Source organism: Mucilaginibacter sp. UYP27 (genome assembly GCF_040547175.1).
Classification (GTDB): Bacteria; Bacteroidota; Bacteroidia; order Sphingobacteriales; family Sphingobacteriaceae; genus Mucilaginibacter.
This window is the reverse complement of the sequence record NZ_JBEPPE010000001.1, coordinates 26,826-47,111: the sequence shown is the minus strand read 5'-3', so window position 1 is coordinate 47,111 and position 20,286 is coordinate 26,826. Positions and strand designations below refer to the sequence as shown.

Sequence of the window (20,286 nt, the reverse complement as noted above, 5' to 3'; positions counted from 1 at the left end):
CTGCTTAATTATTGTAAGCCTTTAACTGTAATTTATATCCTTTTGTTAGCAATTTTGGGTCAATTTCTACTTCCAGTATTTTAGTTTCGCCCTGCATTAGCGAGAAATATCCGTCGTTATAGAGCGCCGGTAATAACTGCTTGCCGCTATTATCTACCAGTTGTGCCCTGATGCCAAAAGCAGCTGTGATTTTTGAATTATTTACAATTTTATACGTAAGCAGTTTACTCACCTTATTTTTAGCGACTGCTATTTGAGGCTTGCTTTGCATCAGACTATTACCAACTGCAGGCATTTTATTTAAAGCTGTATAGTCAAGGTACTTGTTGCCCATCCAATAGAAATTTTCGGACATTACCCGCCCGGCCTTATCCGTAAGCTTAAGTTTCAGGAAATGGACATCAGATAATGAAGACTGCTTCTCGTTTCCTTCGAAAGCTACAAATGCTTCTGTAGCGGATGTTGCTTTTACACTTAAGGTTTTTGATTGATGGTATCCCGGTACGGTTTTGCCATCCACATTGTAAACAACTGCTTCGGCTGTAAGTCCGTCAATATCATAGCGTTTATTGTTGATCAGCTTTACAGAATTTGTAGCTGCATTCCATTGGATATGTATTGGTTCGCATGCTGTTTTGGCGCCAAAATAGGCGCCGGTAAGGTCGTAATAGTAATCGTACGTTTGCCAGATCATAGATGGGTATGCCGATTGGCTCATCCAGATGAGCATGCCCGTAGCATCCTTCCACATATGGTCGTTCCATGATTCGTACATCGCTTTCATAGTTTCTACATTTTGCATCTGGGCTTTTTTACAAAAATCTTCTAACGAAGTAGCTTTGCCGTAACTGTTGGTTATACTGTTGATATACTTAACCGGGTCAGAGCCGCCGCCCAGTGCACCATCGGTACTAAAGTAGTGCCTTGCCCACATATTGGTTTTGCTGTTAACCGCATCAGGAGTGGGGGCAACCCAGTAATCTTTAGGCATGAATTTTTTAAAGCTTTCGATATTTACAAATGTGGCCGTACCCAGTTCACTGCGCATCCCGTACGAGTCTTTTGAGAAAAGATAGCCGTTATGAGGGTCGGTAAAGTACGTTTTTGGGTCGGCATTGCTCCACAGCCCACTTCCCGAAAGCACCCTGCTGCCGCCGTGGATAGAGAAGTTAGGGTTGGTTTCACCAGCATTTGAGCGGGCAAGATACACCCTGTCGTCCGCGTCGTTATCTTTAATGGCTTCTTTAATAGTGTTATTTAACAGTCCATTGGGGTTACCGCCCGGCACACCTTCGTTTGCACCACACCAGAACACGATAGATGGGTGATGCCTGAATTTTTTAACCTTTTCAATGGCATTGCTCTTAAAAATGCCCAGGCTATCTATCTGCCCAAAGTTGTTCAGCCAAAAATCATCCCAAACCATTATGCCGTATTTATCGCAATAGTTGTAAAATGCGTCGTCGGTAACCTCACCCGTCCAATTGCGAATGATGTTAAAGTTCATATCCTGGTGGAAGCGGATGCGGGTATCGTAATCTTTGCCGCGTGCTTTCAGCATATAATCGCTCATGCCCCAGTTGCCACCCTTTAAAAGTATCGGTACGTCATTCACGTAAACCCTTAGCGGGCCGTTAACCGACGTGGTATCAGAGGTGATCTTCCTTATGCCGAATGTCTTGATAACTTTATCTGATAAACCGCTACCGGCAACTTCAAAGCTAACTTTACAGGTGTAGATGTTTTGTGTGCCGTCTGCCTTGCCGCCGTACCCGTTTGGCCACCAAAGTTTAGGGTTTTTAATGTGTAATTGCGGAAACAGCGCTTTGCCGTAATTAATCGTTTGTGTGCTGTTGGCTTTTAAGGTTATTTGAGGCCCCTTAACCATGATGTTCCCCGGGCTTATTGTAAACCTGAGGCTGCCTCTTACAGGTTTCGTTGTTGTGTTTTTCAGGTTGGCTTTTAATGAGATATCGGCAGCATCCAAATCTTTCATCTGCGTGCGGATCCAGGGGTCTATTATAGCTACGGGGCCGGTAGTAGTAAGGCTTACGGTATCGGTAAGGCCGCTGTTTAAACCCGGGACTTCGGGCATCCAGTCCCAACTGCCACTACTGATGTAGGTTGGACTTTCCCAGTTGGCAAGCGGGTGGTTATGTTCAGGATCGTTACGTGGGGGTACAACCAAAACTAAAATTACGTTGGCTGTTTTTTTATTCATGTATTGGGTGATATTATAAATACCCCGTTCTACTATCCCTTTGATAGTGCCAATATGCCGGCCGTTTATGTAAACCTCGCCACGTTTGTGGATGCCGTTAAAATTAAGCCATACTGTTTTGCCCGGTTTAAATGCCGACGACGAAAACTCCGATCTGTACCAAAATGGCTTATTGTATTTCTTTTTATCGACCTTGTAAATATTCTCCCCATAATCGGGGTTCTGCTCTTTGCCCGCCTTAACGTAGGAGTAAAATACCGTTTCGGGTACAACCGCGTCTATCCATTTGTCAGTATTAAAACCCGCTACCGAGATCTGTTTTAAGGTGGATGAATTATTATCCTGCGGAAACAGCTTCCATTTTAAATTTACAGATTGTGCCTGTGTTGCAGTTTGCGCAAATAGTAAAAAAGCTGCGCTCAGTAATAATTTCAAGGTAGATCGCATGGGTTATCAAGCAGGTGGTATTAGATTACAAATGAGTTTGCTCCCGGTTTAAGCGGGTAAGTTTTGGCTTTCCAAACAAACATGCCGGGTGTTTTTAATGGCAGGTTGATGTTGATCTTCCATTTGCCGCCCTGTAGTATATACTTAACCGCAACGTTACCAACCGGATGCGGTACTTCCCCGCTTACATTGGTAAGGTTGCCTAAATGTGGCTCAATCTTAATTTTCGTAAAACCGGGTGCGTAACTATCCACACCTAAAACCGTTCTGAAAAATTCAACATTAGGGCTGCTGCCCCATGCGTGACAATCGGAGCGCGAGGTGGCAATGTCAGAGTATTCGGCCCAGGTAGTAAGGCCCATGGCTATATTTTCGCGCCAGATGCCCAGCAGGCTCATGTAATCGTTTCCAATGCCTGCTTTTACCAATGCCTGGTTCAAATAATATTTAAAATAAACCGAGCACTGGGTTAGCTTTTTGTTGTTGGCCAGCCCGTTAGCTACAGCCGGCATATCGGCAGTGCTTACAAGGCCTGTTAGTATCGCTAATGCATTTACGTGCTGCGAATATCCTTTTTTCTCTTTGGTGTCGGCATAAAGTTTGGCCACCGGGTCCCAGTATTTACGGTGGATAGTTGCTTTTAACTGGGCTGCTTTTTGGCTATAAAGTTTTGCAAAATCCTGCATGCCGGTTTTGCCTTCCATTTCTGCAGCCCATTGGTAAGCGTAAAGTAATTGCAAATCGTATATAGCGGCGCTGCCATCAGGGCCTTTAACTTCGCCCCATAAATTGCCGGCCCAGTCTACAAAAGCCCAGTAAGGGGTGTCTTTTAGCGAACCGTCGGCTTGTTGATATTTGCTGAAGAAATCCAAGACGGTTCTTTCCCCAACCAGCTTATCTTTAACAAAAGCCATATCGTTACGGTACATAAAATAATCGTGCAGCATGCCAATGTACCACAACGAGAAGGGCGAAATGATCTGTGTACCTTTTGTAGGATAACAGCTTTTTGTGATGCCTTCTGCCAAACGCGAATGGTCTATCAGGGTTATAGCGTTGCGTTGCAGGCGGTCGTCATTGGTGTTAAAATAGGAAACCATTGCCTGGATACGGGTATCGCCAATGTATTGCAGTTGCTCGTAATAAGGGCAATCGGTATAAGTTTCCCACGCGTTTAATCTGGCGGTGCGCCACCCAATATCCAGGATCTGTTTAATCTCGGTATTATCGGTGTTAAATAAGGCAGTACGTTTAAACGGATAGCCGGTAAATGTGCCGTAAAGATCATTAATAACCAGTGGCTCATCTTTGGTATGTACTATCAGCCTGATGTAGCGGAACGTGCGAAAGTTTAACGTTGTAAAAGACTGGCCTTTGTCCCCGTTTGAAATAAGGCTATCTATCCGCCCAATAAAATCTTTTCCTTCAACATCGTTTCGGTTGCCTTTGCGGCTATCGGTACGGTTTTTTTCGTAAAGCGATTCGGCGTAACCTAAAGAGATGCCGGCATCTTTACCACCGCTAAAGTTTAGGGTGATGTACGCGTTTGTTTCGAAGGTTTGATCCAATAGTAATGTAACAGTAGTATTCGCGGGGATGGTTACCGGTACATTTTTCTCCGGGAACCCTTGCGGAACATCCATACCGGTAGCTTTTCGCAATTTTGAGATGCGCTGATAGGTCATTTCCATTTGCGGAAGTGATGACGGCACTAATGCCCAGTCGATACCCCAAGCCATGCCTTTAAGCTTACCATCCATTATTTTACCCGCCATTAACCATTTACTATCGTCGAAATCTACGGCTCTCCAATCGCCTTTGATAGCTTTATTCATATCTACCATCTCGCCTTTGGTAGCGGCAAAAAAGTACCCCGGGATTGGTTGGTGGGCAACATCCCGCGCGGCTTTCCAGGTGTTATCGGTATTCAATATTTCTTCGGCGGCAGAATTTCCCTGTACAATAAAAGCCGTACGTACAGAAATTTGTGCCTCGGGGCGATAATCGGCCTCATTGAAAACAAGTGCCGATACCACGTTTTTACCTGTAGTGAGGTAAGGTGCCAAATCAACAGTTTCATAATTCCAGAAGTAAGTGTCGCCACGCGCCGGGCCTAATGATACCAGTGCGCCGTTAACGTATAGCTTGTAACGGTTATCTGCCGATACATGGATCAGGAACTTTGATGGTTTAGCAACCAGGTTGATGCTTTTACGGAAATAAAAAACGCCGTAATCTTTACCGCCATCAAATGCAGCGGCTATCCAACTGGAGTTCCAGGGGCGATTTATTGTGCTATTTGGTGTTTGGGCATAATTGTTTTTTGCCGGTAGTACGCAGGCAATGGCTAACAGTATCGCGTAAATGTGTTTCATTAAAAAAGAATAACTGGTTGTGAGCGCAATTTAGTTTTATAAATCGATTTAGCAAAAAAATAGTTTTTTCATTTTAAGCCCGCGCGTGTCAAACAAATTAAATCTGTGGCCTTTTTTAATATAGTTTGGGTAGTATATTATTTCTTAACCGGGGGCGTTATCCACCTGTTTGTTGTATTGTATTTGCCTTCTACAACAACTTAGTAAAAAGCAGACGGCATATCTTTTACCGACACAAGCGCATGCTCTGTATCGGCATTGTACTCGCCCAGTAGCTTATAATCATCCGGTTTACCCTCTCTAAAATTATTGGTCGCCGTTATCCAGATCTTCACCCTTTCGCCTTTTCCTAAAGCTTTCCAGCTTAGATCAATATTGCCTTGTACCAAATTAGCTTTAAGTTCGGCTATTGATACCGGGCCGGTAAGCGATGTGCCATCGAGCTCCTGTTTATATTTTGCGGGGATTGTAATGTTCATGAACCGGGCAATGGTTGGCGTAATATCAACAATGCCAGGGTAGTAATATTTCGCATAGGCGTTTAGGTCTTTCGCATTGGTAACCATCCAGGTGCTGCGTTGCCGGGTTGATTGCCCGCCGTGGTTCTGGCCCGTTTTCTCGTCACGGCCATGGTCGGTTGTGATAAAGATCTGCCAGTCTTCATTAAAATTCTTTTCGCGGTATTGTATAGCCGCCCAAATTTTGCCAACCTGTTTATCCATCATCTCAATAGCCGTGTAATACTGCGGGCTATCTCCATAACGGTGCCCCATATCATCGGTATATTCCAGGTACACCCATGATAGGTCGGGCGCGTTTAACCTGATGCTTGCTGATGCTTCTTCAATTACTTTTTCATCGATGCGGTGCATGTACGCGCTCTCTTTATCGTGCTTAAAATTAATGGTATCTAATTCAAAACCATCGGCATGGTAATCCACATGGATCTTATTGGTTTGGTTTAAACCATCGCCAACCAACTTTGTACGATTATCAAGCCAGCTGGAAAACACGGCTATCTTTTTATTAGGGTATTGGTTTTTAAGTAACCTGAAGATAGTTGGGTAGTTATAGTTAGGGTCTTTAATATCATTGTCGGGCACATTGTGTTTATTAAACCACGTACCGGTAAGCAAACTGTTGTAGCCTACAGCGGATATTGTTGGCGTTTGGTTGTAGGCATCCTTATCGCCACCAACATGCGCACGCATGTATGCGCCCTGTTTAGCGATCGCATTGAGGTTTGGGGTTGATAGTTTTTCAACAACATCCGCAGGGATACCATCGGCAATAATAAACAACGCTTTTTTAACCCTTTGTTGTGCATTGGCTATGGTTGATAAACATAAAATAATTATAGTAAGCTTATAAATTTTTAAGGAACGATTCATGTTAGTTTTTATGGCGAAACTAATCTACATATATTTTGAACAGGTTAAGTACACGTTATATTAATGGGGCGGCGCGTTGTATTACTCTCTGTGTACAGGGGGGCCATACCGGACAATTCTCGAACCTTTTCTTGACTGATTTGCTTAATTGCGGTTTGAACAAATAGCCTTTTCTTAAATTTAGCGATTGACCGGAAAGCGTAAGTTATCGAGATTTTGTAATTGTTATTTAACCACAATCACAAATTATCCTGACCATGATCATTTTTCACCATCAAAGCTTTCACCAGCTTTGCTGTATAAAAAGATAATCATGCAAACCATACTCATCTCAACCGACTTTTCAGCAAACGCTGCACATGCCGCGGCATGGGGATATAATTTGGCCAAACAAGCAAACGCCAATATATTACTGGTAAATGCCATCACTATTCCTGCCGAACTTCCGCAGCCGGGAATGATCTTTTGGCAGTCGGATGACGGCGATCAGGCTATCAATAACTGTACAGATGACCTGCAAAAGTTAAAAGCACACCTGGAGCAAAACGATTATTCAGAAACGTTTAGGCCGGCTGTAAATTATATCGCTGAGTGGGGAAAGGTTACAGATGTGATTAGTAATGTTGCTGATAGGGAAATCGGTTTGATTGTTATCGGTAAACATGGTAGCGATGGACTTAGCACCTTTTTTATGGGCAATCATTGCAGCAACCTGATCGATACAGCTACTAAGCCACTCCTGATGATTCCTCCTGGAAGCCCCATTAAACAAATAAAAAAGATCGCCTTTGCATTTGATTTCTATCACATAGGAAAAGAAACTAAATCAATTTACGAAGTAATTGTATTTGCGAAAGCGCTTGGTGCCGATGTTTTATTGACCCACATTTTTGATGTGCCGCAGTCGTCCTCTATAAAGCTGATGATCGATCAGCTATTAACCGAATTATCTAATAAGGCCGATTATCCACATATTTATTACCGTGCAATTACTGACAGCAATACCGAGAAGGGTTTAGACTGGCTTTGCGAACACGGACAGATAGATATATTAGCCATGAACCATGGCCCCTACAGCTTTATAGACGACGTTTTAAATTTAAGCCATACCCAAAAAATGGCTGCCCATATTGCGATACCGCTATTGGTTTTTCAGGCATAATTAGTGTCTATAATCATTTAAGCCGGGGTAAATGGTCATTTTCTTAGCGCCTAATTATCGGGATATTTGAATAAACGTAATCATCATGCAAAACATAATCGCAGCACAATCAATTTGGGATAACGATCAGGTAACAGCACCTAAAGAAAGCCTTTGGAGTAAGTGGAATTCATTTGCAGACACGCAAACCGAAAGTAAAACGCTTTGGTTCATTGTGTCACTAATAGCGCAAGGCGTTTTGTTTTTGCCGGTACCTGCCGCGCTTATCTATTATTTCAACGCGCCACTCGCCGTACTGGCGGTAACGCTTGGTTTATACTTTGCAAATATAATTTCAGGCATGGGCGGGGCAGGCATCAGGGTAACACTATTGTTTTTCCTAGCCAGCGTGATCATTCATTTGCTAATGATCTCAATTTTTATATTTTAATAAGCAGTTTGTGCAAATGCAAAAAGCTGTTGGTAAATTATACTAACAGCTTTTTTGGTATAAACTTTTCGCCTTATACTTTTGGAATAATATCCCGGCACCCTTTTTTGCAAACGCAGGCGGCACCCAGGCACTGCTTCATCTCCAAATTATCCAGGTTCTTTATTGTTTGATCAGCAATTTCTTGCAAGGCTTCTTTAGTTAAATATGCCTGGTGGGGCGTTATCAATACATTGTCGTAAGCCATCAGCATTTGCAATAAAGTATCCTTAAACTGGTCGTTAGTGTGATCTTCAAAAAACAAGCCCTTTTCGTGCTCATAAACATCCAAACCGAGGTAGCCTATCTTCCCTGTTTTAAGTGCGGTTAATACATCAAGCGTATTGATGAGCCCGCCTCTCGAAGTATTAATGAGCATCACCCCGTCTTTCATCCGGTTAAGGGTTTCTTCACAAATAAAATGTTTGTTAGCTGCTGTTAGTGGTAAATGAAGAGATATGATATCGGACACAGACAGTAAAGATTCTAAAGATACAGTTTGCACATCGTAGGCTTCTGCTTGAAAATAAGGGTCGTAGCCAACAATTTTACAACCCAAGCCATTGTAGATTTTGGCAGCGGCAAGCCCTGTGTTCCCCAAACCGATGATCCCTACTGTTTTCCCTGCGAAATTAAACCCGATAAGTTCTTCGTTCCTGAAATCAAAATGGTGACTGTTTTTATCTGCTTTTATCAATCTTCGATTAAGGGCAAAGGCCAAAGCTACTGAGTGTTCGGCAATGGCCTGTGGTGAATAAGATGGCACATTTGATACCTTAATATTATACTTATCTGCAGCCTCTTTATCAATGTGATCGGTGCCGGTAGATCTTGTTATGATATATTTTATACCCAGCCCGGCCAGTTTTTCAATTACCGCTGTGTTTACCTCATCGTTTGTAAAAACAATAATGGCGTCCTTGCCCTCGGCATAATTGGTTGTGTCCGAATTTAATGGGTTTGATATAAGTGTTATATCATGTTTTTTTTGATTGGCTATTGCCAGATATTCTTTTTCAAAAGGCCTTATGCTGTATGCTACCGCTTTCATAATTTATAATATTTCAGCAAAATTACTCTAAGGGCACGAGGCGTGCCATGAGGCTGGTCAGCGGTAAAAGTGATGCTGGTCAGTTTTTCATTTTGGCGAGGCGGGCTTCGTCCAGTATGGTTATCAGGCTGGCGGTTTTTTCAATCAGGCGCTCATCTTTAAAATCAGACAGGGTACGGCTGACGGTTTCGGTTGCCATGCCTGCCATAGCCGCAAGATCCTCTCGGGATATTTTAAAACCGCTGGTTTCTTTTGACCGGGTACGGTGTAAACGCAATAAAACATCAGCAAGTTTTTTACGAACAGAATTGTAGGCCAATCGCAAAAGCTGGTCTTCTTTTTCCCTGATATCTTTTGCGAGTATTTTAATGAATTTTCGGCCTACTTCCGGGTGCTTGCTTAATAATTGTTCCAACATGTCCTTGGGTATCAAACACAGGGTGCTATCTTCTGTAGCAGTAGCTGTATCGGTGTAAGGTTCGTTAGCCAGTAAAGCGTTTATACCAAGATAGTCTTCAGCGCTATACATCCCTGTAATTAGTTCCCGGCCATCCTCTGCCAGTTTAATAGTTTTGATACGCCCGCTTATGATCAGATGTATGCCGGTGCCTTTGTCTCCATCGTAATAAATAACCTGGTTTTTTTTGAATGCCCGGCTTTTACGTTCTTGTATGATGTTTTTTAACTCAGCCAGCCCATCTACGTTATTTACCAAAGAACCAAGTTGATCTAAGGACGCACTATAAAATTTTTGTTGAAGTTCCTTTTTTTTCAGTCGGCTTTCAATAGCTTGCAAAAGTTCCATATCATCAAAAGGCTTAGTAAGGTAATCATCTGCACCCAGTTCCATGCCCTTACGCAGGTCAAGATGTTCTGCCTTGGCTGTCAGGAATATAAAGGGGATAGTGCTGGTCTCTAAACGTTTGTTAAGGATGTATAATACTCCATAGCCATCCATCTCGGGCATCATAATATCGCACAAAATGATATCAGGCTGATGTTTGAGGGCGATTTCAACACCCGTTTTCCCGTTATTGGCATTATATACAGTATAACCTGCCAGTTCTAATATTTCCAGTATATTTTCGCGGATGTCGTCATTGTCTTCAATTACTAAAACTTTTTTCATGATGTTGCAAATGTTAGGATGAAAATAGTGCCTTGGTTAACGTTGCTTTCGAAGGTTACGCTGCCGCTCATCAGGTCGATATAGCGGGCAACGATATTCAACCCTAACCCGGTACCCGGTATGGTGCCGGTATTATGAGCCCTAAAGAAGGCTTCAAAAAGGTGTTTTTGGTCTTTTTCGGGAATACCAATGCCATTATCTTTAATAGTAATAATGCATTGGTTCTTATTTATCTCTGTTGTAAAGGCAATAAAAGTATTTTCGCCAGAGTATTTAATAGCGTTGCTCACCAGGTTTACTATACAACTTTTAAGCAGGTTTTGATCTAACTTTACCATACTGCTTGTGCCGGTATGCTGGTAAATGATATTTTGGTGTTGCTTGGCTATGGCCTGCATTTCTTCGGTGATATCTTCGGCTAATTTAACCAGGTCGAAGGATGCAATGTTGGGTTGTTCTTTTCCTGCTTCCAGTTTTTCCAGAGAAAGAAAATCGTTTAGTATAGCTGTAAGGTTGCTAACCCCTTGCTTAATTTTTCCCACGTGTTTGCCAATATTCGGTGTATTCAGGGTTTCGGCGTATCGCTCGATCAAGCCGGCAGATAATTGTATAGATGTTAGCGGTGTGCGAAATTCATGAGAGGCGATAGATACAAAGCGGCTTTTTAAAAGATTAAGTTCTTTTTCCTTGTCGAGTGATTGGCTTACCTCTTCTTTGGCAAGCTTTAATGCGGCTACCGTTTCGTTTAATGACCGTGTGCGTTCCTCTACTTGTTCTTCAAGGTGTGCGGCATAATCCTTTAGTTGCGCTTCGGCCTGTTTTTCGCGCGTCAAGTCATGTATAAAACCGGTATAGATTTTCCTGCCGGAATATTGGACTTCGCTTAAAGCCAATCTAAACGGGAAAACGGTACCGTTTTTTTTAAGGCCTTTTACTTCGCGGCCAACACCAATAATATGTGCTTTGCCTGTGCGCTGGTAGCGGTCCAGATATTCGTCGTGCTGCGCCTTATCCGGCGGGGGCATCAGCATAGAGACATTCTTCCCAATAACTTCTGCCGGCGCGTAATCAAAGAGTTTACAGGCCGAGGGGTTAATGGTCTCTATTTTGCCCCGGTCGTCAATGGTAATGATGCCATCAATGGCATTGTCTATAATGGCAATTAAAAGAGCGGCTTTTTCCATATTAACGATCAGGTATAACCTAACCGTTATATCTCGTTTGCGAAGGTCGGTTATAGTTAACACAATACCGCGAATTACCTGCCCCAAAAAAGTGATTGTGATCACTTTTTGACCTCTCCAAGACGGTGTTTTTTTTAATCAATAATTAAATAAAGAAAACAATTAAGCCATGGGGTGTTATAGATACATGGAATACGATATGCCTGTAAATGTGCTGATTATAGATGACGATCCTATTAGCAACTTTATTTTAGAAAAACTTATCAGAAAAGTAATAGGTTATGTTGACATAACTGTATGCCTTAATGGCGAACTTGCTATTTCGCATTTACTTGACCTTGTAAAGCAGGATGTTAAGTATCCTGATTTTATTTTCGTTGATGTATCCATGCCTGTTATGAACGGCTGGGCTTTTTTAGAGGAGTACGCACATTACGATCTCGATAAAATTCTAAAGTCAAAGATCTTTGTTGCAACCTCTTCGATTTTTAAACGCGATTACGACCAGGCATTTAGTTATCCTATTGTAGAAGACTTAATTATTAAACCATTTAGTATTGAAAACCTCCGCGGGATCTTAAACGGAAGCCCAAAGTTAATTTGATGATCACAGTCATTTATTAGCCTGTTCGCTATCATCAATAAAGCGCCTATCCGCACCGACTTTTACGGCATACATTAAATAGTATGTCTTATGTCAACTTTAACGCTAAATAATTCCGAAACAGGTTTCCGTACCGAACATGATTCGATGGGAGATGTTCAGGTACCTTCCGAAAAATACTGGGGCGCACAAACCGAACGCTCCCGCAATAATTTCAAGATAGGCCCCAAGGCATCTATGCCTGCCGAAATTATCGATGCTTTTGCCTACCTGAAAAAAGCAGCGGCTTATGCCAATGCAGAACTGGGCGTATTATCTGAGGAAAAGCGCGATCTGATAGCCATGGTTTGCGACGAGATCCTGAAGGGCGAAATGGCAGACGAATTTCCGCTGGTAATATGGCAAACAGGGTCTGGTACGCAGTCTAACATGAATTTGAATGAGGTAATAGCTAACCGAGCGCACGTGATCCATGGCGGCGCACTTGGCGACAGGCAGACAATCATCCACCCGAATGATGACGTAAACAAATCGCAATCATCTAATGATACTTTCCCAACCGCTATGCATATCGCGGCTTACAAGATGCTGATCGATATAACCATCCCGGGTATCGAAAAATTGCGCGATACATTAAATGCAAAATCTGAAGCTTTTAAAGGCGTAGTAAAAATTGGCCGCACTCATTTAATGGATGCCGTACCGCTTACACTCGGTCAGGAAATATCTGGATATGTATCTCAACTGAACCATGGGTTAAAAGCCTTACGTAATACACTTGACCACTTATCTGAACTCGCCCTTGGCGGCTCGGCAGTTGGCACGGGGATGAATACGCCTAAAGACTACGATGTAACAGTAGCCGGTTATATTGCCCAATTTACTGATCTGCCGTTCCGTACGGCTGATAATAAATTTGAAGCACTATCTGCCCACGATGCTATTGTAGAAAGCCATGGTGCGCTAAAACAGATTGCAGTATCGTTGATGATGATCGCCAATAACATACGGATGCTGGCATCGGGCCCGCGCTGCAGCATAGGCGAATTACACTTGCCGGAGAACGAGCCGGGGTCATCCATTATGCCTGGCAAAATAAACCCAACGCAAAATGAGGCGGTTACTATGGTGGCCGCCCAGGTAATGGGTAATGATGTTGCCATAACCATCGCCGGCTCAAACGGGCAGTTTCAGTTAAACGTGTTTAAGCCGGTAATGGCTGCTAATTTTTTGCAGTCGGCCCGTTTGATCGGTGAAGCTTGTGAATCCTTCAATGAGCATTGCGCCATGGGAATAGAACCCAACTATGAAGGGATTAAAAAGCATTTGGAAGAATCGCTGATGCTGGTAACTGCTTTAAACCCACACGTCGGTTACGAAAATTCTGCCAAGATCGCCCAAAAAGCAATGCGCGAGAACCTATCGCTTCGCGAATCGGCCATTGAGTTGAAACTGCTCACCAGCGAACAATTCGACCAATGGGTAAACCCAGTGGATATGGTGGGTACACTCTAATATTCTCTATTAGTGACCCGGATCATTTTTACGAATGTTCCGGGTCATGATTTAATGCACCTTAGGTCAGCACCTTTACACCAATCAATAACACGCCCTTTTATCTCCCCTATGTGAAAAATTTTACCCTTCCCTTCCTGATGCTCCTTGCCTGTTTGCAGGCTTCAGCGCAGCAATCCGCAGTAATGCCGCAGGTTAATACCGATACCATTAAAAACTTCTCAACTTACAAACGCTCCATCACTTTTGCCGGGCTTTTACAAACCAGGTTTCTTGGCTCACTTACCAAAAACGTAGATATAAACGGGAAAAACTTCGATCCCGCAGCCACTACTGGTAAAATCACCAATACTTTTATGCTAAAGCGCGTTCGCTTTGTGGTAAAGGGTACCGTTAATGACCATTTCTCCGCTAACCTGCTGGTGAACTTTGCGGAGTTTAATAGCGACCCGGCCAACAAAGTATTAGAGAATGCTTATGTGAAATACACGCTTAGCAAGTACCTAAATGTGCAGGCAGGGCAATTTAGACCTTTCTTTGGCATTGAAGACGTAGTGCCGAACGATATCATTCGCACGCTGGATTATTCTAACCAATACTACGCTTTCGGAGCAAGTGGCTGGCAAAGTTTCCAGACTGGTGTAGCCATATTCGGTAACATTAATAAAGGCGGCCAACTGCGTTATTATGCAGGCGCTTATAATGGTAACAACCGCAACCAGGCAAACGATAACGATAATACCAAGAACATTTACGGCCGTTTAGAAGCCGATGTTTTTAAAGGTTTAACACTTGGCGTAAATGTGGCACAAGGAAGCCTTGGTGCCGGTACGGGTAATGCCCTGGGTATTGATGTAAAAGGCGGCCTGGCACTAAACGAACGGTGGGAGTTTTCCCTGGGCGGCGAATACAAAACCGGTACAAACTTCGCTTTATACAATACTCTTACTGTAAAGCCGATCTTGAAAGAGGTGCGCATGCAGGGTTTTTATATCTTCCCCATTGTGCGTTACAATACCAATATGCGAAGGGTTAGGGGTATCGAGTTCTCGTCGCGTTACGAATACTTCAACGAAAATTATAGGCTCAATCACAATTCCAGGCAAACGGTCATCCCAAATGTGTCCTTAATTTTTGCAGATGATTTTTATGCCGCGCTCCAGGCAGGTGTATCTATAGATCTGTACCAAAAAAACATACCCCTTACTACTGCTTATAACCATAACCTGGCTTATCTCCAACTACAGGTACGCTTTTAATTTATCATCATGAAAGAGATCAATCTTAAATCATTTGCGATCACCCTAGTGGTCGGCCTGGTTATCTGGTTTATTCCGGCGCCCGAGGGCGTTAAGTCTAACGCCTGGCATTTGCTTGCTATTTTTGTGGCAACCATTGTAGGTATTATTTTGAAGGCCGCACCTATGGGCACTATGGCCATGTTAGGCATCACGCTGTGCGCGGCAACCCAGGTATTAGCGCCGGGCAAACCAATAGATGCGATCAAAAACGCGCTGAGCGGATTTGGTAACTCCACTATCTGGCTTATCGGGCTGGCGTTTTTTATAGCGCGCGGCTTTATCAAAACCGGGCTGGGCAACCGGCTTGCCTATAATTTTATTAAGCTATTCGGTAAAAGTACATTGGGTTTAGCTTACGGCTTAAACACTGCCGACCTGATATTGGCACCTGCTATTCCAAGCAACACGGCAAGGGCGGGCGGGGTAATCTTCCCTATCATGCAATCTATCGCGGTAAATATGGGCAGCGAACCCAATAAGCCCGAAACGCACCGTAAGATAGGCGCGTTCCTAACGCTAAGCAGCTACAACGCCAATATGATTACTTCGGTGATGTTTTTGACAGCCACAGCAAGTAACCCTATGGCCCAAAAATTTGCCCGCGACTTGGGTGTAAACATTACTTGGGGAGGCTGGGCAATGGCAGCGGCTATACCCGGGTTAGTTTGTTTCCTGTTAGTGCCCCTGTTTCTTTATAAATTCTATCCGCCCGAATTGAAGCAAACTAAGGAGGCGCCAGCGATAGCTGCAGCTAAGTTGAAGGAAATGGGTAAGATCACCGTGCAGGAATGGCTAATGGTAGCCACCTTCATTATCCTGTTGGTTCTATGGATCTTTGGTAACCTGATGGCTATAGATGCCACTACGGGCGCGCTTATCGGCCTTTGTATCCTGCTGCTTTGCGGCGTGCTTACGTGGGAAGATGTAAAATCTGAAAAAGGCGCATGGGATACTATCGTTTGGTTTTCGGCATTGGTAATGATGGGCTCTTACCTGAATTCTTTAGGATTGATTGGTTGGTTTGGCCATTTGGTTGGTGGCAGCATGAAACAATTTAGCTGGCAGCTGGCATTCCCGCTTATCATATTGGTTTACTCTTATTGCCATTATATGTTTGCCAGTGCAACCGCTCAGGTGGCCGCCATGTACTCCGTGTTTTTAGCGGTAGGTATAGCAGTTGGTGTACCCGGCCCTATGCTGGCTATCTTTTTAGGTGCCTGCCCTACACTTATGGGTTCATTAACCCATTATGGTCACGGGCCTGCGCCGATCTTCTTCGGCAGTACCTACGTGGACATGAAGGACTGGTGGAAACAAGGCTTTTTTATGAGCGTGCTGTTTCTGCTGGTTTGGTTCCTTGTAGGCGGGTTATGGTGGAAGGCTATCGGCTTATGGTAACCGTTTCCAAATTCTTTATAAACATCTATTGCCGATACAAAGAAGTATGAAACAATCAACAATTCAATACAAACTCGTGATGGCCGGCACGGGGCTCTTCCTTTGCTTTTTCCTGGTGATCCATTTGCTGGGGAATCTGCAATTGCTATTACCCGCAGCCGAGGCTAAAGAACAATTTAACTGGTACTCGCATTTGCTGGCAGGTAATATGGGTATCAAGGTAATTTCTTGGGTACTGCTGATATCTATTATTGCCCATGCGGTTTATGCACTTATACTGGCCGGTAAAACAAAAAAGGCCAACGGCACCAAATATGTTTATGACAAGCGGGCCAATGTTAGCCCCTGGAACAGCCGGAATATGGGTTTGCTGGGCACGGTTATCCTTGTGTTTTTGGTTATTCACCTAAAAGATTTTTGGTACGTTTCCGACTTTACCACCATGGGCTTAGATAAGCAGGGGTATAAGGATATGTATTCGGTTGTTGTACTAACCTTTCATCAATGGTGGTATGTGCTTATCTATGAGGTCTCGTTTATTGCTGTAGGCTTTCACCTGTTGCATGGCTTTTTCAGCGCGGCCCGTACGTTGGGATTATACCACCCCAAATATGTAAAGATAGTGCGATATACTGGATGGGCATACACAGCTTTTATAACCGGTGGATTTATGCTGATACCCATTGTTGTTTATTTAAATAATTGATCATCATGTTAGAATCAAAAATACCCGGGGGCGCGCTCGCCGATAAATGGGACAATTATAAAGAGCACGTAAAGCTGGTAAACCCTGCTAACCGGAAAAAGCTGGATGTTATAGTAGTGGGCACCGGCTTGGCAGGCGCATCTTGCGCGGCATCCCTCGGCGAACTGGGTTACAATGTAAAATCATTCTGTTTTCAGGACTCGCCGCGCAGGGCACATAGCGTTGCAGCACAGGGCGGGGTAAATGCAGCCAAAAATTATAAAAATGATGGCGACAGTGTCTTTCGCATGTTTTCGGATACGATCAAAGGCGGCGATTTCCGTTCCCGTGAAGCGAATGTTTACAGGCTGGCCGAGTGCTCGGCCAACCTTATAGACCAGGCAGTAGCACAGGGCGTACCATTTGCAAGGGAATATGGAGGTTATCTAAACAACCGCTCATTTGGTGGGGTGCAGGTTTCCCGTACCTTTTACGCCCGCGGGCAAACCGGTCAACAACTTTTGTTAGGGGCTTACCAGGCCCTGATGCGCCAGGTTGGGGCAAATAAAGTGAAAACCTACACCCGCCACGAAATGCTGGATTTGGTTGTGATTGACGGTAAAGCCAAAGGCATCATTACCCGCGACCTGGTAACAGGTGAGATAGAACGCCACGCCGCTAATGCAGTAGTGCTGGCAAGCGGTGGCTATGGTAAGGTCTATTACCTATCTACGTTGGCCATGGGCTGCAATACATCTGCCATTTGGCGGGCACACAAAAAAGGGGCTTATATGTCTGGTGTTAGTTGGATCCAGTTTCACCCTACTTGCTTGCCGCAATCGGGAGAGCATCAGTCCAAATTAACATTGATGTCCGAATCGCTGCGCAACGACGGGCGCATCTGGGTACCGAAGAAAGCACATGACGAACGTAAACCAAACGACATCCCCGAAGAAGAAAGGGATTATTATTTGGAGCGCCGGTACCCAACTTTCGGCAACCTGGCACCAAGGGATATTTCATCACGTGCTGCCAAAGAGCGAATTGATGCAGGTTGCGGCGTTGGCGTTATGAAAAACGCGGTATTTCTTGATTTTTCAAAAGCCATCAAAGAACAGGGCAAGGAAAAGATAAAAGAGAAATATAGCAACCTGTTTAAGATGTATGATAAGATCAATGCGGTAAATGCTTACGAGGAGCCAATGCTGATCTCGCCCGCAGCCCATTTTACCATGGGCGGGCTATGGGTCGACTATGAACTGATGACCACTATCCCCGGTCTTTTTGCTCTTGGGGAAGCCAACTTTGCCGACCATGGCGCTAACAGGCTTGGTGCAAACTCTTTGCTACAAGCTTCGGTTGATGGTTACTTCATTGCGCCTTACAGTATCCCCAATTATTTGGCCGGAGAGTTAAAGGCCGAAAAGATCACTACAGATCACCCTGCATTTGCTGAGGCAGAGCAAGCAGTGAAAGAACAATTACAGCAGTTTTTAAATATCAACGGGCATCTGTCTGCCGACCATTTCCACAAAACATTAGGCAAGCTGTTATATGATGGTTGTGGCTTATCCCGAACAAGAGATAGCTTAGAAAAGGCAATAATAGCTATCAAAGCATTAAGAGATCAATTTTATAAAGAGCTTAAAATAACAGGTGATCATACCGTTAACAGTGAACTGGAAAAAGCAGGCCGCGTGGCCGATTATCTTGATCTGGGCATATTGATGTGCGAAGATGCTTTAAGCCGCGAAGAATCATGCGGCGCGCATTTTAGAGAAGAGTATCAAACGCCGGATGGTGAAGCATTACGTAACGACCAAGACTATTGCTATGTATCTGCATGGGAGTGGAAAGGCGCAGATGCTGCACACGAATTACACAAAGAACCGTTGGTATTTGAAAATGTATCATTAACCGTTAGGAGCTATAAATAAAGCCAATCATGAAAATATACTTGAAGATCTGGCGACAGGATAATCCTGCATCACCCGGCCAAATGAAAGATTACGAATTGGATGACGTGTCGACGGATATGTCGTTCCTGGAGATGATGGATTTGCTCAATGAATCGCTGATTCAAAAAAGCGAACGCGTAGTAGAGTTTGACCACGATTGCCGCGAAGGTATTTGCGGGCAATGCGGGATGATGATTAACGGAAGAGCCCATGGCCCGCTTACCCATACAACTACTTGTCAGCTGCATATGCGGAGTTTTAAAGATGGCGATACGATATATATCGAACCGTTCCGTGCGGCTGCATTCCCGATAGTTCGCGACTTGAAAGTTGACCGCAAAGCATTTGATAAGATCATCCAGGCAGGCGGGTTTATTTCTGCCTCGACAGGAGAAACGCCCGAAGCTAACGGTGTATTGATTTCGCACGCTGTTGCAGAAGCTGCGTTTGATGCTGCGGCCTGTATCGGTTGTGGGGCTTGTGTAGCTACCTGTAAAAATTCAAGTGCCGATCTGTTCACATCTGCGAAAATTACGCAATTGGCTTTACTGCCTCAGGGGCAAGTAGAACGCACTGAGCGGGTAATTGCTATGGTGGATCAAATGGATGCCGAGGGGTTTGGCCACTGCACCAACACGGAGGCCTGCGAGGTAGAATGCCCACAAGAGATATCGGTATTGCACATTGCAAGAATGAATTATGAGTATAACAAGGCACAGATTATATCAGATTAATTATGGAAACCAGGAAAATAATATTGCTGCTTACAGATTTTACAAAACGAGCAGAAAGGGCGGCAGATATGGCGCTGGAACTTGCTCTAAGTAATAATGCTGATATCTTGATATACAATTCAATAGTTTCTATCGAGGCTTCGGTAATTACCGGCGAAAGAAGGTCACCGGATAAGGAGATTGCAGCAATGGACCATACAAGTGGGGAAAGATTAGACCACTTGTCCCAATATTTAAAATCAAAATTAACCGCCGGGCAGCAGGCGGCTCTTACTATTAGTTGCAAAAGAGGAACAGGGCCGGTTATGGAAACCATTTCAGAATTGGTTTCTGAAAATTTGATCTGGTTGGTGGTGATGGGGAACCACGTTGATAAAACTATTGCAACTTTGTATTTTGACAGTAATATCCCTTCTGTTATGAATTACTGTGGTTGCCCGCTGTTATTGGTGCCTTGATAAGGTGCTTTAAAACATTATTTAAAATGATTCCGTTGTGATTTAACGTTTTTACATCCTCAGCGGTATTGTATTAAAACGTGCTTGTTTTTCGTCTTCCTTTAATGGCCTCGTAAATCGTTAGCTTGATAAAGGCCATCCCATAAAAATCAGCAGTATTTAAAAAACTTATACCAGAATCAATCGCATGCTTTTAATGTTTCA

At 43.8% G+C, this 20,286-nt stretch carries 16 protein-coding genes; 10 read left to right on the top strand and 6 right to left on the bottom strand.

Going from position 1 to position 20,286, the window contains the following annotated elements:
* Positions 1–4: 4 nt before the first annotated feature.
* From ABIB39_RS00160 to ABIB39_RS00150, 3 genes are all read right to left on the bottom strand, one after another.
* On the bottom strand, positions 5–2,656 hold the full coding sequence (locus ABIB39_RS00160) for a glycoside hydrolase family 2 protein (RefSeq protein WP_354426564.1): 2,652 nt from the start codon (positions 2,654–2,656) through the stop codon (positions 5–7).
* Positions 2,657–2,688: 32 nt separating this feature from the next.
* Positions 2,689–5,043 (bottom strand): alpha-L-rhamnosidase-related protein, encoded by a 2,355-nt coding sequence (locus ABIB39_RS00155; protein ID WP_354426563.1) that lies wholly within the window; start codon positions 5,041–5,043, stop codon positions 2,689–2,691.
* Positions 5,044–5,243: 200 nt separating this feature from the next.
* Positions 5,244–6,434: an alkaline phosphatase family protein gene (locus tag ABIB39_RS00150; RefSeq protein ID WP_354426562.1), complete on the bottom strand. Its 1,191-nt coding sequence runs from the start codon at positions 6,432–6,434 to the stop codon at positions 5,244–5,246.
* 313 nt (positions 6,435–6,747) lie between these two features.
* Between ABIB39_RS00150 and ABIB39_RS00145 the strand changes: the two genes are divergently transcribed.
* Positions 6,748–7,596, top strand: a complete 849-nt coding sequence (locus ABIB39_RS00145) for a universal stress protein (protein ID WP_354426561.1) — start codon at positions 6,748–6,750, stop codon at positions 7,594–7,596.
* An 85-nt stretch (positions 7,597–7,681) separates the two neighbouring features.
* Positions 7,682–8,026 (top strand): hypothetical protein, encoded by a 345-nt coding sequence (locus tag ABIB39_RS00140; protein WP_354426560.1) that lies wholly within the window; start codon positions 7,682–7,684, stop codon positions 8,024–8,026.
* Positions 8,027–8,099: 73 nt separating this feature from the next.
* Here ABIB39_RS00140 and ABIB39_RS00135 read toward each other — a convergent pair whose 3' ends face one another.
* The 3 genes from ABIB39_RS00135 to ABIB39_RS00125 form a co-directional block, all read right to left on the bottom strand.
* Positions 8,100–9,116 (bottom strand): 2-hydroxyacid dehydrogenase, encoded by a 1,017-nt coding sequence (locus ABIB39_RS00135; RefSeq protein ID WP_354426559.1) that lies wholly within the window; start codon positions 9,114–9,116, stop codon positions 8,100–8,102.
* A gap of 79 nt (positions 9,117–9,195) precedes the next feature.
* Entirely contained in the window at positions 9,196–10,245 is a 1,050-nt protein-coding gene (locus ABIB39_RS00130) for a response regulator (RefSeq protein ID WP_354426558.1), read from the bottom strand.
* A complete protein-coding gene (locus ABIB39_RS00125; RefSeq protein WP_354428778.1) occupies positions 10,242–11,429 on the bottom strand; it encodes a PAS domain-containing sensor histidine kinase in 1,188 nt (395 codons plus the stop codon). The genes ABIB39_RS00130 and ABIB39_RS00125 overlap by 4 nt, the downstream gene beginning before the upstream one ends.
* Before the next feature lie 187 nt (positions 11,430–11,616).
* Between ABIB39_RS00125 and ABIB39_RS00120 the strand changes: the two genes are divergently transcribed.
* From ABIB39_RS00120 to ABIB39_RS00085, 8 genes are all read left to right on the top strand, one after another.
* Entirely contained in the window at positions 11,617–12,033 is a 417-nt protein-coding gene (locus ABIB39_RS00120) for a response regulator (RefSeq protein ID WP_354426557.1), read from the top strand.
* 90 nt (positions 12,034–12,123) lie between these two features.
* The gene (gene fumC, locus ABIB39_RS00115; RefSeq protein WP_354426556.1) at positions 12,124–13,548 is read left to right on the top strand and encodes a class II fumarate hydratase; all 1,425 of its coding nucleotides are present in this window, start codon (positions 12,124–12,126) and stop codon (positions 13,546–13,548) included.
* Between the two features lie 113 nt (positions 13,549–13,661).
* On the top strand, positions 13,662–14,807 hold the full coding sequence (locus ABIB39_RS00110; protein WP_354426555.1) for a porin: 1,146 nt from the start codon (positions 13,662–13,664) through the stop codon (positions 14,805–14,807).
* 9 nt (positions 14,808–14,816) lie between these two features.
* A complete protein-coding gene (locus ABIB39_RS00105; RefSeq protein WP_354426554.1) occupies positions 14,817–16,247 on the top strand; it encodes an anion permease in 1,431 nt (476 codons plus the stop codon).
* Positions 16,248–16,293: 46 nt separating this feature from the next.
* Positions 16,294–16,953: a succinate dehydrogenase cytochrome b subunit gene (locus tag ABIB39_RS00100; protein WP_354426553.1), complete on the top strand. Its 660-nt coding sequence runs from the start codon at positions 16,294–16,296 to the stop codon at positions 16,951–16,953.
* 5 nt (positions 16,954–16,958) lie between these two features.
* Positions 16,959–18,869, top strand: coding sequence for a fumarate reductase/succinate dehydrogenase flavoprotein subunit (locus ABIB39_RS00095; RefSeq protein ID WP_354426552.1), 1,911 nt, complete (start codon positions 16,959–16,961; stop codon positions 18,867–18,869).
* A gap of 8 nt (positions 18,870–18,877) precedes the next feature.
* The gene (locus ABIB39_RS00090) at positions 18,878–19,624 is read left to right on the top strand and encodes a succinate dehydrogenase/fumarate reductase iron-sulfur subunit (RefSeq protein ID WP_354426551.1); all 747 of its coding nucleotides are present in this window, start codon (positions 18,878–18,880) and stop codon (positions 19,622–19,624) included.
* 2 nt (positions 19,625–19,626) lie between these two features.
* A complete protein-coding gene (locus ABIB39_RS00085) occupies positions 19,627–20,082 on the top strand; it encodes a universal stress protein (protein WP_354426550.1) in 456 nt (151 codons plus the stop codon).
* Positions 20,083–20,286: the final 204 nt, after the last annotated feature.